At 42.9% G+C, this 238-nt stretch carries 1 pseudogene; it reads right to left on the reverse strand.

The annotated features are described in order from the left end of the window. Positions 1-238 (reverse strand): annotated as a pseudogene (locus ACZ3HG_RS24790) (N-6 DNA methylase); the annotation flags it as partial.

Below are 238 nucleotides of genomic sequence, written 5' to 3' on the forward strand. Positions count from 1 at the left end.
TAATAAAACATTTAGAAATCAGATAATCAAGCATAGAGCGCTGATGTAGCAAACCATCAGGAACCACGACCAACGCTTCACCACCAGGCTTTAGATTATTGACAATCCATTGCATAGCTAACGCTTCGGTGCCTCTGCCTAATGGCAGGAATTTGTCTTCTAATCCGCTGGCTTCAATAGCCCCTTTTAAACTTGCAGAACCGCTCGTTACATATGGCGGATTCGTAAGAATTAGATC

The sequence above is a fragment of the Erwinia sp. PME.40.26/001 genome (genome assembly GCF_055556675.1).